The 12,832-nt window shown below is 58.6% G+C and carries 11 protein-coding genes; 3 read left to right on the top strand and 8 right to left on the bottom strand.

Annotated features, from left to right (window positions below; genetic code table 11):
• Positions 1 to 48: 48 nt before the first annotated feature.
• On the bottom strand, positions 49 to 1,692 hold the full coding sequence (locus ACPWMG_RS14960; protein ID WP_483300278.1) for a 3-(methylthio)propionyl-CoA ligase: 1,644 nt from the start codon (positions 1,690 to 1,692) through the stop codon (positions 49 to 51).
• A 437-nt stretch (positions 1,693 to 2,129) separates the two neighbouring features.
• Here ACPWMG_RS14960 and ACPWMG_RS14965 point away from each other — a divergent pair, with 437 nt between their 5' ends.
• The 3 genes from ACPWMG_RS14965 to ACPWMG_RS14975 all read left to right on the top strand — a co-directional run bounded on the left by ACPWMG_RS14965 (position 2,130) and on the right by ACPWMG_RS14975 (position 3,831).
• A complete protein-coding gene (locus ACPWMG_RS14965) occupies positions 2,130 to 2,675 on the top strand; it encodes a septation protein A (RefSeq protein WP_483300279.1) in 546 nt (181 codons plus the stop codon).
• A gap of 4 nt (positions 2,676 to 2,679) precedes the next feature.
• Entirely contained in the window at positions 2,680 to 2,955 is a 276-nt protein-coding gene (locus ACPWMG_RS14970; protein WP_483300280.1) for a BolA family protein, read from the top strand.
• A 90-nt stretch (positions 2,956 to 3,045) separates the two neighbouring features.
• Positions 3,046 to 3,831, top strand: a complete 786-nt coding sequence (locus tag ACPWMG_RS14975; RefSeq protein WP_483300281.1) for a peptidylprolyl isomerase — start codon at positions 3,046 to 3,048, stop codon at positions 3,829 to 3,831.
• Positions 3,832 to 3,915: 84 nt separating this feature from the next.
• Here the strand turns inward: ACPWMG_RS14975 and ACPWMG_RS14980 are convergent, their stop codons facing one another.
• The 7 genes from ACPWMG_RS14980 to ACPWMG_RS15010 form a co-directional block, all read right to left on the bottom strand.
• A complete protein-coding gene (locus ACPWMG_RS14980) occupies positions 3,916 to 4,611 on the bottom strand; it encodes a heparan-alpha-glucosaminide N-acetyltransferase (protein WP_483305259.1) in 696 nt (231 codons plus the stop codon).
• Positions 4,612 to 4,720: 109 nt separating this feature from the next.
• Positions 4,721 to 6,256 (bottom strand): 2-isopropylmalate synthase, encoded by a 1,536-nt coding sequence (locus ACPWMG_RS14985; protein WP_483300282.1) that lies wholly within the window; start codon positions 6,254 to 6,256, stop codon positions 4,721 to 4,723.
• A 40-nt stretch (positions 6,257 to 6,296) separates the two neighbouring features.
• On the bottom strand, positions 6,297 to 8,018 hold the full coding sequence (leuA, locus tag ACPWMG_RS14990; RefSeq protein ID WP_483300283.1) for a 2-isopropylmalate synthase: 1,722 nt from the start codon (positions 8,016 to 8,018) through the stop codon (positions 6,297 to 6,299).
• Positions 8,019 to 8,233: 215 nt separating this feature from the next.
• Complete coding sequence (pssA, locus tag ACPWMG_RS14995) at positions 8,234 to 9,049, bottom strand: CDP-diacylglycerol--serine O-phosphatidyltransferase (protein ID WP_483300284.1); 816 nt, start codon at positions 9,047 to 9,049, stop codon at positions 8,234 to 8,236.
• Between the two features lie 209 nt (positions 9,050 to 9,258).
• Positions 9,259 to 10,275: a ketol-acid reductoisomerase gene (gene ilvC, locus ACPWMG_RS15000; protein WP_483300285.1), complete on the bottom strand. Its 1,017-nt coding sequence runs from the start codon at positions 10,273 to 10,275 to the stop codon at positions 9,259 to 9,261.
• Positions 10,276 to 10,401: 126 nt separating this feature from the next.
• The gene (gene ilvN, locus ACPWMG_RS15005) at positions 10,402 to 10,893 is read right to left on the bottom strand and encodes an acetolactate synthase small subunit (RefSeq protein WP_483300286.1); all 492 of its coding nucleotides are present in this window, start codon (positions 10,891 to 10,893) and stop codon (positions 10,402 to 10,404) included.
• Positions 10,894 to 11,002: 109 nt separating this feature from the next.
• Positions 11,003 to 12,790, bottom strand: a complete 1,788-nt coding sequence (locus ACPWMG_RS15010) for an acetolactate synthase 3 catalytic subunit (protein WP_483300287.1) — start codon at positions 12,788 to 12,790, stop codon at positions 11,003 to 11,005.
• Between the last annotated feature and the right edge of the window lie 42 nt (positions 12,791 to 12,832).

Below are 12,832 nucleotides of genomic sequence, written 5' to 3' on the forward strand. Positions count from 1 at the left end.
CAACTGTAGCGGGGCTGGAAGGCGATTAGCTTCAGCCCTCCGCCACCTTTACAGGCCAGGCAATTTATAGCCGGCGAGTTGCTCGCGCAGCTTGGTCTTGAGCATCTTGCCGGTAGCGCCCAGCGGAATGGCGTCGACAAACACCACGTCATCGGGGATCTGCCACTTGGCGGTCTTACCTTCGTAAAACGCCAGCAGTTCTTCGCGCGTGACCGTGGCCGCGGGCTTCTTAGCAACGACCAGAATCGGCCGCTCGTCCCACTTGGGGTGGAACACACCAATACACGCGGCCATGGCCACAGCGGGGTGCGCCACCGCAATGTTTTCGATGTCGATGGAGCTGATCCACTCGCCGCCGGACTTGATCACGTCCTTGCTGCGGTCGGTGATTTGCATGTAGCCGTCGGCATCGATCGTGGCCACGTCGCCGGTGGGGAACCAGCCACGGCCGTCGGCGTCTTTGATCAGCACGTTGGCGTTATCGCCTTTGTAGTAGCCGGCCACCGTCCATGGGCCTTTGACCAGCAGGTCACCATAGGCTTTGCCGTCCCAGGGCAGCTCGGTGCCGTCGCCATCGACAATCTTCATGTCCACACCGAAGATGCCACGGCCTTGCTTCAGGCGGATTTTCATTTGCTGGTCGGCGGGCAAATCCAGGTGTTTGTTCTTCAGCGTGCACAAGGTGCCGAGCGGGCTGATTTCGGTCATGCCCCAGGCGTGCAGCACTTCCACGCCGTAGTCGTTTTGGAAGGCGTTGATCATGGCCGGTGGGCAGGCGGAGCCGCCAATCACCGTGCGCTTCAGCGTGGAGAAACGCAGGCCGTTGGTCTGGATGTGGCCCAGCATCATTTGCCACACGGTGGGCACACCGGCGGCGAAGGTCACTTTTTCGGCTTCGATCAGATCAAATACCGATTTGCCGTCCATGCCCGGGCCGGGAAACACCACTTTGGCCCCCGTGAGCGCCGCCGCGTAAGGCAGACCCCAGGCGTTGACGTGGAACATGGGCACCACAGGCAACACGGCGTCGCGGGCGCTCAGGCACATCACATCGGGCATGGAAATGGCATAGGCGTGCAGCACGGTGGAGCGGTGGCTGTAGAGCGCGGCCTTGGGGTTGCCGGTGGTGCCGCTGGTGTAGCACATGCTGGACGCGGTGTTTTCGTCCATAGACGGCCAGGCGTAAGTGCTGGACGCCGCGCCAATCCAGGCCTCGTAACTTTGCAGGCCGGGGATGCCGCTGTCGACCGGCAGTTTGTCGGCATCACACAGCATGACCCAGGCTTTGACAGTGGGGCATTTGTCGACCACGGCCTTGATCAGCGGCAGGAAGGTGGCGTCGAAACACATCACCTGGTCTTCGGCGTGGTTGATGATCCAGGCGATTTGCTCGGGGTGCAGGCGCGGGTTGACGGTGTGCACCACGCGGCCCGAACCGCTGACGCCGAAGTACAGCTCCATGTGGCGGTAGCCGTTCCAGGCCAGGGTGGCCACACGGGCGCTGGCGGGCACGGTCATATCGTTCAATGCATTGGCCACCTGGCGCGAGCGCTTGGCGAGGTCGCGGTAGGTGTAGCGGTGGATGTCCCCTTCCACTCGGCGCGAGACGATTTCGGCATCGGCATGATGCCGTTCCGCAAACTCGATCAGCGACGAAATCAACAGTGGTTGGTCTTGCATCAAACCCAGCATTGGCAGCTCCTTGAATCTTGTGTCTCGTTGGTTTACGGTTCAAACCTCGCGCTTAGAACGTTGTTAGCCGTTGGTAGCGTGAAGTATTTCCACAGTATTGCCGACGCAGCGTAGGCCAGCCGGAGGATTTACCCCGAATCCGTCGCACGGGCGTCACGGGAGGCTGCCGATGTGCGGCATCTGGGTGAGATCAGCGCAACCAGTTGCTACATTATCAGTAGCTGCTTGCGCTTATCCACAGCCCATAAAAGGCCATTTTTCTCGTTATTAGAATAAGCAGACAAGAACTTGCCGCCGTGGCCGTTTGAGCAAGCCTCGGCTGGCTCTAAACTTGCAACTTCGGCTTATGCCCCAAGCTTGGGCTCGGCACACTTCATACCTGCACAGCCCACGCGTTGTGCAGCCTCAACCCGCAAACCCAGCGCCCACAAGATTTCATGAAAACTCTGCTCGATTTCCTGCCCATCCTGCTGTTCTTCGGCGCCTATAAGTTTGCCGACATCTACGTCGCCACCGGCGTACTGATGGCGGCCACCGTGCTGCAAATGGTGGCGGTCTACTTCATCGACGGCAAGCTGCAAACCATGCACAAGATCACCCTGGCCCTGGTGCTGGTGTTTGGCGCGCTGACCCTAGCGCTGCACGATGAACGCTTCATCAAGTGGAAGCCCACAGTGCTGTACGCCGCCATTGCCATCGCGCTGACCTTCATGGTGTGGGTGCTGAAGAAAAACTTCCTGAAGATGATGCTCGGCAGCCAACTGCAGTTGCCCGAGCCCGTGTGGATGCGGCTGAACGTGGCCTGGATCGGCTACTGCGTGTTCATGGCCATCGTCAACGGCTACGTGGCCGCCTACTACACCACCGAGCAGTGGGTGGACTTCAAGCTGTGGGGCTATGTGTTCCCGCTGGCCTTCATCATCGGCCAGGGTGTTTATGTGTCGCGCCACATCCAGCGCGAAGACAAGCCAGAAGAAGTCTAAGACCATGACCACTGTGCACAGCAAACCCACCACCGCCAGCATCACGCAGCGCCTGAACGAGCGCTTGGCGCCGAGCCAGCTTGAAGTGCTGGACGAAAGCGCCCAGCACGCCGGCCATGCGGGGTCGGATGGCAGCGGTTTTGGCACCCATTTTCGGGTGCGCATCGCAACACCTAACTTTGCATCGCTGAGCCGCGTGGCGCGCCATCGGCTTGTGTATGATGCGCTGCAAGATTTTATGGATCAAGGGCTTCACGCCGTGGCCATCGAAGTGCTCTGACCGGCACGCGAAACCGCAGAAACATTCAGCAAACGCATCTTATCGGTCGCCGTCAGCGGCCAACAAAACCATTATTTCCAAGGACATTTCATGAAGAAGAACCTGATCTCCGCGCTGGTCGCAGCCGCCGTCATGGGCGCTGTCGCTGTGCCGGCGCTGGCGCAAAACGTGGCCATCGTGAACGGCAAACCCGTGCCTTCGTCGCGCGTGGATGCCTTGTCGCAGCAGTTGACCAAATCTGGCCGCCCTGTGCCGCCAGAGATGCAAGAGCAACTGAAGCAAGAAGTGATCACGCGCGAAATCTTCATGCAAGAAGCGCAAAAGCGCGGCTTGGACGCCACCGAAGACTACAAGAACCAACTCGACCTGGCCCGTCAGTCGATCCTGATCCGTGAACTGTTCGCCGACTACCAAAAGGCCAACCCGATCACCGACGCCGACATGAAGGCTGAGTACGACAAGTTCGTCGCCGCCAACAGCGGCAAGGAATACAAGGCACGCCACATCCTGGTGCCGACCGAAGCCGAAGCCAAGGCCATCATCGCCAGCCTGAAAAAGGGTGGCAAGTTTGAAGACATCGCCAAGAAGCAATCCAAGGATCCAGGCTCTGCCGTGAACGGTGGCGCCTTGGACTGGGCTGCCCCTGGCAGCTACGTGCCTGAATTCACCACCGCTTTGACGGCGCTGAAAAAGGGCCAAACCACCGACGTGCCAGTGAAGTCGCAATTCGGCTACCACATCATCCGTTTGGACGACGAACGCGCGGCTGAACTGCCCAAGTTTGAAGATGTGAAGCCACAAATCGCCCAGCAAATGCAACAGCAGAAGCTGGCCCAGTTCCAAGAAGAACTGCGCGCCAAGGCCAAGGTCGAGTAAGACTTTCCGAGAGCTTCAGCTCCAAACAAAAACGCGGCCTCGGCCGCGTTTTTTCATTCTGCTTTTGCTTTTATTCTGGGTTGATTAACGGTGGCCAACGAGCCAGCCGACCATCAGCAACAAGCCCATCAGCACTGGCTGGTGCAACATGTAATACGACAAGCTCCACTGCCCCAACAAGGCCAACGGTTTGCCCAGCTTTGGCACCGGCGCCTGCAGCCAGGCCAAACGCTCGCGCAGCAACCAGTGGCCGCAGGCCATGCCCCACCACATCACACCCAGCCAGGGAAACACCGGCACGTAGTCTTCGGTAAAAGGCTTTTGGCTGATCCAGCCCAGCCAGTTCAAATAACGTTCATTAAAGAATATGAGGTTTGTGCTTGCTGATATTGCGTAAGCAGCTATAAATTTTGATGCAATCGCCAACGCGCCTAGCCACCACAGCGCCCGGCCCCAGCCTGCTGTGAGCCGGGCGATGATCAACATCACGGCCAAGCCGTGTAGCACGCCAAAGTAGATGAAGCTGCGCGGGAACATCCCGTACGAGCCGATGCTCACCAGCACCGCGCAACCCGCCACCCACCGCCAGCGCTGCCAAAAGCGCGGCCAGCGCAGGCCCTGCGCAAAGGCTACCGCCTGGCTCAGCCCCGCGCAAAACAAAAACAGGCTGACGATGGCGGTGCGCTGCCAGGTCCAAAACGGGTCGCCACGAAAGTCTTGTGCCCAGTAGCCAAAGTGCTGCAGATCAAAACAAAAGTGGAAGATGGTCATCCAGACCATAGCCAAGCCGCGCAGCGCGTCGATCCGGTCAAAGCGCTGCGTGGTTGATCGCAATGGCGTCACCGCACCAACCGGCAGCGAGGCCAGCGGCGGCGATGAAACGGTGAGCTTAGCCTTGGGCGGCAACCCGGTCAGCCTTGCTTTGCAGCTTGTTCAGCGCGCTGAGGTAGGCCTTGGCCGAGGCCACCACGATGTCTGGGTCGGAACCCACACCGTTGACCACGCGGCCGCTGTTTTGCAGGCGCACCGTCACTTCGCCTTGGCTCTCGGTCGAGCCACTGATGGCGTTCACCGAATACAGCACCATCTCGGCGCCGCTCTTCACGTGCGACTCAATGGCTTTCAACGAGGCATCGACCGGGCCGTTGCCGTCCGAGTCGCCACGCACTTCTTTGCCGCTCACCGAAAACACCACACTGGCTTGCGGGCGTTCGCCGGTTTCGCTGTGTTGCGACAGCGAAACAAAGGCGTAGATTTCTTCAGATGAAGTGGCCTCGTCGCTGACCAGCGCCAAGATGTCTTCGTCAAAGATTTCGCTCTTGCGGTCAGCCAGTTCTTTGAAGCGGGCAAAGGCGGTGTTGATGTCCGCTTCGCTTTCCATCGCCACGCCCAGGTCTTGCAAGCGTTGTTTGAAGGCGTTGCGACCGCTGAGCTTGCCGAGCACGATCTTGTTGGTGGTCCAGCCCACGTCTTCGGCGCGCATGATTTCATACGTGTCGCGCGCCTTCAGCACGCCGTCCTGGTGAATGCCCGAGGCGTGGGCAAACGCGTTGGCACCCACCACGGCCTTGTTCGGCTGCACCACAAAGCCGGTGGTCTGGCTGACCATGCGGCTGGCGGCCAGAATGTGCTGTGCGTCGATGTTGAGGTCAAGGCCGAAGTAGTCGCGACGCGTTTTCACCGCCATCACGATCTCTTCGAGCGAGCAGTTGCCGGCACGTTCACCCAAACCGTTGATGGTGCACTCCACCTGGCGCGCGCCGCCGATCTTCACCCCGGCGAGCGAGTTGGCCACGGCCATGCCCAAGTCGTTGTGGCAATGAACCGACCAGATGGCCTTGTCACTGTTGGGGATGCGCTCGCGCAGCGTCTTGATGAAGTTGCCGTACAGCTCGGGAATGGCGTAGCCCACGGTGTCGGGCACGTTGATGGTGGTGGCGCCTTCTGCGATCACCGCCTCCAGCACGCGGCACAAGAAGTCCACATCGCTGCGGTAGCCGTCTTCCGGGCTGAATTCCACATCAGCCACCAGGTTGCGCGCAAAGCGCACCGACTGCTTGGCCTGCTCGAACACCTGGTCGGGCGTCATGCGCAGCTTCTTTTCCATGTGCAACGGCGACGTGGCAATGAAGGTGTGGATACGCGCGCTGGCGGCGTCTTTCAACGCTTCGCCCGCGCGGGCAATGTCGCGGTCATTGGCGCGCGACAAGCCGCAAATGGTCGAGTCCTTGATGGTGCGCGCAATCGCCTGCACCGCTTCAAAGTCACCGATGGAGCTGGCCGGAAAACCCGCCTCGATGACGTCCACCTTGAGGCGCTCCAGTTGGCGCGCAATGCGCAGCTTTTCATCGCGCGTCATGGAAGCGCCGGGCGACTGCTCGCCGTCACGCAAGGTGGTGTCAAAAATGATGAGTTTGTCAGCCATGGGGTGCTCCGTTTTTTATGGGTGTAGTGCTGTGATGCGTTTAGGCGGCAACGCGCTGGTCACTATTTCCAACATTGTCCGCCTTGCGTCCTGCATTTTCACCCGAACCGGTATTGCGGATCTTCTGGCGCTGCATGCCCGACAAAATCGCCTTGAGCGAGGCCGACACAATGTTGCTGTCGATGCCCACGCCGAAGCAGGTATCCGTCTCGCCAAAGCGCATCTCCAAATAGGCCACAGCCTGCGCGTTGGCGCCAGCGCCGATGGCGTGTTCGTGGTAATCCAACACCCGCACCGATTGGGCGGTGGCCTGGCTGATGGCGCTCACGAAGGCGTCGATCGGGCCTGTGCCCTGCCCTTGGAGTTTCAAAGCTTGGCCATTGAATGTCACGTCGGCTTCAATGCGCAAGGGCTGGCCCGCTTCCTCAGCCAAACGGTATTGCGGCGTCGCCACGTCGTCCACGTGATAGACCTTGCGGAACAACGCCCACAGGTCAGCAGCGGCCAGCTCTTTGGCGTTCGCGTCCATGTTGGCCTGCACCACCTGACTGAATTCGATTTGCAAGCGGCGTGGCAATTCGAGGTCGTAAGCGTTTTCCAGCAAATAAGCGATGCCACCCTTGCCCGACTGGCTGTTGACGCGGATCACGGCTTCGTAGCTGCGGCCAAGGTCTTTCGGGTCGATTGGCAAATACGGAATTCCCCAGATATCGCCCTCTTGGCGCACGGCAAATGCCTTCTTGATGGCGTCTTGGTGCGAACCCGAGAACGAGGTGTAAACCAGGTCGCCCGCATACGGATGGCGTGGGTGCACAGGCAACTGGTTGCAGTGCTCCACGGTGCGGCGGATTTCGTCGATGTCGGAGAAGTCGAGTTCCGGATACACGCCTTGGGTGTAGAGGTTCAACGCCACGTTCACCAAGTCGAGGTTGCCGGTGCGCTCGCCGTTACCAAACAAGCAGCCTTCGACACGGTCGGCACCAGCTTGCAAGGCGAGTTCAGCAGCCGCGACACCGGTGCCGCGATCGTTGTGCGGGTGCACTGACACCGAGGCGTTGGCGTGGCGGTGCAAGCGGCGGCACATCCATTCGATCTGGTCGGCAAACACGTTGGGCGTGGCGTTTTCCACTGTCGTCGGCAAGTTGAGGATGATGGGGCGGCCTTCGCCCCAAGCGGCAATCGCAGTTTCACAGGCTTGGAGCGAGACTTCCAACTCCGCCATGGAAAAGGTTTCCGGCGAGTACTGCAACACCCACTCGGTCTCAGGCTGGGCATCGGTCAAGCGTTTGACCAAGCTCACCTGCTCTTTCACCAAGGCCATGACTTGCGGCACGTCCATGCCAAACACCACCTTGCGCCACACGGGTGCGACGGCGTTGTAGATGTGCACGATGGCACGGCGCGAACCGCGCACGGCAGCCACTGTCTTCTGGATCAACTCCTCGCGCGCCGGGGTCATGACCTGGATGGTCACGTCGTCGGGGATGAGGTTTTCGTCGATGAGCTTGCGCACAAAGTCGAGTTCGATTTGCGACGCGGCCGGAAAACCGACTTCAATCTCCTTGAAGCCAATTTGCACCAGCGTGTGGAACATTTGAAGCTTGCGGCCGATGTCCATGGGCTCGATCAGTGCTTGGTTGCCGTCCCGCAGATCGGTGCTCAGCCAGACGGGTGCCTTGGTGAGAACGGCATCAGGCCAGGTGCGATCACGCAATTGCACCGGGGCGAAGGCACGGTACTTGGTGGACGGTTGCTTCAACATTTGGAGTTACTCGCTGGTGGATTTATCAAAACCAGCAACCCCATGAAAAACGGCCCGTTGCTGGAGGCAATCGGGCCGTGTGACAGATTTCGCGTGCGCGCTCTACCGTCTCCGCCCGAAGGGGATTAGTAGTAGGGCTAGCGAAATGCGATTCATGCCAAAAATCTTAACACACAAAATATAGATACCAAACAGGGTCGCACGCCATCAAGGCGTTATTTGTGCAAACCACGCTCGTCGGGCTCGTCCGTCGATGTGCTGATCACACTGGTCTGCTGGCCCTTGGTACGGCGCCATAAATAGACCGCATAGCCACTGAATCCGTAGATGACAAAGATGCTGAACAACACGGTCGGTGGATGGATGTTGATGACGGCGATAGCCAGTGCAATGGCCACGATGACGGCAAACGGCACGCTACGCTTCATCTGAATATCTTTGAAGCTATAGAACGGCACGTTGGTCACCATGGTCAAGCCGGCGTACAAAGCCAGGCCAAACATCACCCAATGAACGTCCGCACCGGAGATTTCAAGCTCGTTCATCAGCCAGATAAAACCCGTGACCAGCGCTGCTGCTGCAGGAGACGGCAAGCCTTGAAAGTAGCGTTTATCGACAACGCCCGTATTGACGTTGAAGCGAGCCAAACGCAGGGCGGCACAAGCGCAATAGACAAACGCGGCAATCCACCCCCAGCGCCCCAGATCTTTGAGTGCCCAAACATAAGAAATCAAAGCTGGTGCTGCGCCAAACGACACCATGTCGGACAGGGAGTCCATCTGTTCCCCAAACGCGCTTTGCGTGTTGGTCATGCGCGCGACGCGACCGTCCAAGCTGTCGAGCACCATCGCACAAAACACGCCAGCGGCGGCTAAGTCAAAGCGGCCATTGATGGCCATGACGATGGCATAAAACCCGCCGAACAGCGCCGCGAGCGTGAACAGATTGGGAAGAATGTAGATCCCTTTGCGGCGCTTGCGCACCACAACGCCAGGGTCTTTGTTTTCTTCTAGATGGTTGGCGTCATGCATGGATGGGTTTGGCCCTCAAATGGTTTGTTCGCGGCAAGAGCGTAGCCTGCCTTGAGTCGTCAAAAAATGCAAATAGATGGGCTGTCACGTCAGACAGATCGACCCAATAGAACCTGTGCAGAGTGTAAGTCACGCATACGAAGACACTAAGCGTGTAGGGACGAAAAAAGGGCCACCGAAGTGGCCCTCTTTCTGTAGGTCAAAACCGATCAGTTGCGCGACTTGTCGACCAACTTGTTGGCCTTGATCCAAGGCATCATGGCGCGCAGTTGTTCGCCCACGACTTCGATCTGGTGCTCGGCGTTCAAACGACGGCGGCTGATCAGCGCAGGCTGGCCAGCGGCGGCTTCGAGCACGAAGCTCTTGGCGTATTCGCCGGTCTGGATGTCCTTCAGGACAGCCTTCATGGCCTTCTTGGTGTCTTCGGTCACGATACGTGGGCCGGTGACGTATTCACCGTACTCAGCGTTGTTCGAGATCGAGTAGTTCATGTTGGCGATGCCGCCTTCATAGATCAGGTCAACGATCAGCTTCAGTTCGTGCAAGCACTCGAAGTACGCCATTTCAGGGGCGTAGCCAGCTTCCACCAGGGTTTCGAAACCAGCTTTGATCAGTTCAACCGTACCGCCGCACAAAACAGCTTGTTCACCGAACAAGTCGGTTTCGGTTTCTTCGCGGAAATTGGTTTCAATGATGCCGGCCTTGCCGCCACCGTTGGCCATGGCGTAGCTCAGCGCCAAGTCACGGGCCTTGCCGGTCTTGTCTTGGTGCACTGCCACGAGGTGGGGCACGCCGCCACCTTGCGTGTAGGTGCCGCGCACGGTGTGGCCAGGGGCCTTAGGTGCGACCATCCACACATCCACGTCTTCACGTGGCTGCACGAAACCATAGTGCACGTTGAAGCCGTGCGCAAACACCAGCGAGGCGCCGGACTTGAGGTGGGGTGCCACGTCGTTCTTGTAGACAGCAGCGATTTGCTCGTCGGGCAACAGAATCATCACGACGTCTGCAGACTTGACGGCATCAGCCACTTCAGCAACCTTCAGGCCGGCCTTTTCGACCTTGGGCCACGAAGCGCCGCCCTTGCGCAGACCAACCACAACCTTGACGCCGCTGTCGTTCAGGTTTTGTGCGTGTGCGTGGCCTTGGCTACCGTAACCGATGATGGCAACAGTCTTGCCCTTGATCAGGCTCAGGTCGCAATCCTTGTCGTAAAAAACTTTCATGTTGTACTCCGAAATAAGTTCTGGCGGAAATGCCTATTTTTGACAGGCTCAAGGCGAACGTTAGCAACTATCGCCGTCCATTATCCGTTCGCGCTGAGCCTGTCAGAACACGCACGGACGATTCGTCTAAACCCGCAGGATGCGCTCGCCACGGCCAATACCACTGGAGCCGGTACGAACCGTTTCCAGAATGGCGCTGCGGTCGATGGCTTCCAGGAACGCATCGTTCTTGGATTGGTCGCCTGTGAGTTCAATGGTGTAGCTCTTGTCGGTCACGTCGATGATGCGGCCACGGAAGATGTCGGCCATGCGCTTCATCTCTTCGCGCTCCTTGCCCACCGCGCGCACCTTGACCATCATCAATTCGCGCTCGGTGTAAGCACCTTCTGAGAGGTCAACCACTTTCACCACTTCGATGAGGCGGTTCAAGTGTTTGGTGATCTGTTCAATGATGTCGTCAGAACCGGTGGTCTGAATCGTCATGCGCGACAGGCTGGGATCTTCGGTGGGGGCCACCGTCAGAGATTCGATGTTGTAGCCGCGGGCTGAGAACAAGCCCACCACGCGCGACAAAGCACCAGGCTCGTTTTCGAGCAAAACCGCAATGATGTGTTTCATGATGTGTGATTCCTCTTTTCGCTGCCCTCCCCCGTGCACGGTAATGCACGGGCTCGGCAGGCAATAGATTCGTCAAAAAGTTGGTTGTGGACGCTGAACGAAGTTCAGATCAAAGGTCTTCTGAGCCGAGCAGCATCTCGGTGATGCCCTTGCCTGCCTGCACCATCGGGAATACGTTCTCGGTGGGGTCGGTACGGAAGTCCATGAACACCGTGCGATCCTTCAGGCGACGTGCTTCGCGCAAGGCCGGCTCCACGTCTTCGGGGCGCTCGATCAACATGCCGACGTGGCCATAAGCCTCGGCCAGTTTCACGAAGTTGGGCAAGGCATCCATGTAGCTGCTGCTATAGCGGCCGGCATATTCCACTTCTTGCCACTGGCGCACCATACCCAGGTAGCGGTTGTTCAACGAGACGATCTTGATCGGCGTGTTGTATTGCAGACAGGTCGAGAGCTCTTGAATGCACATCTGCACAGAGCCTTCGCCGGTGATACAGAACACTTCGCTGTCCGGCTTGGCCAGTTTGATGCCCATGGCGTAAGGAATGCCCACACCCATGGTGCCCAGACCGCCGGAATTGATCCAGCGGCGTGGTTCGTCAAACTTGTAGTACTGCGCAGCCCACATTTGGTGTTGACCCACGTCGGACGTGATGTAGGTATCGACATCCTTGGTCATGCCCCACAGCGTTTGGATCACGTGCTGTGGCTTGATGACGTCGCCGTTGCCCATGCTGAACTTCATGCAGTCGCGGGCACGCCAACCTTCGATGGTGTCCCACCAGCTGCCCAGAGCATGGCTGTCTGGTTTGAGGCCAGACTCTTTGATCATGGCGATCAACTCAGTCAACACGTCTTTCACGTCGCCGACGATCGGCACGTCAACCTTCACTCGCTTGGAAATGCTGGAAGGGTCGATGTCAATATGGACGATCTTGCGTTCGTTTTGCGCGAAGTGCTTGGGGTTGCCAATCACACGGTCGTCAAAACGAGCACCTACGGCCAACAGCACATCGCAATTTTGCATGGCGTTGTTGGCTTCAATCGTGCCGTGCATGCCCAGCATGCCCAGGAACTTGCGATCGGACGCCGGGTACGCGCCCAAACCCATCAAGGTGTTGGTAACGGGGTAACCCAGCATGTCGACCAGCGTGCGCAGTTCTTGCGAGGCATTGCTCAGCAAAACGCCGCCACCGGTGTAGATGTAGGGGCGCTTGGCTGTCATCAGCAACTGCAAGGCCTTGCGGATTTGACCACTATGGCCCTTCCGCACCGGGTTGTACGAGCGCATTTCCACGCTCTCCGGGTAGCCGGTGTAGGCGGCCTTCTTGAAAGACACGTCCTTTGGAATATCGACCACCACAGGGCCTGGACGGCCGGTGCGCGCCACGTGGAAGGCTTTCTTCAACGTGATGGCGATGTCCTTAGCGTCTTTGATCAGGAAGTTGTGCTTGACGATGGGACGGGTAATGCCCACCGTGTCGCATTCCTGGAAGGCATCTTGGCCGATGGCCGCAGTCGGCACCTGGCCGCTGATGATGACCATCGGAATGCTGTCCATGTAGGCGGTAGCGATGCCGGTCACGGCGTTGGTCAAACCTGGACCGGAAGTCACCAGCGCTACACCAACGTCACCCGTGGCACGGGCATACCCGTCAGCTGCGTGCACTGCCGCTTGCTCGTGCCGAACCAGCACGTGCTGAATGGTGTCTTGTTTGTAGAACGCATCGTAGATGTACAGAACCGCGCCGCCTGGGTAACCCCAGATGTGTTTGACGTTTTCAGCTTGGAGGCACTTGACCAGAATTTCGGCGCCCATCAAGTCGACGGAGGCGGATTGGCTTGCGCGTGCTGCGGACTGTGCGGCCGAAGAGATGTCGGCTTTGGAATTTTCCATGATCAACCTTTGTGAATTTCTCTAACGAAATACCTTGGGTGC

The organism is Hydrophilobacter chitinilyticus, assembly GCF_049860745.1.
Taxonomy (GTDB): domain Bacteria; phylum Pseudomonadota; class Gammaproteobacteria; order Burkholderiales; family Burkholderiaceae_C; genus Rhodoferax_B.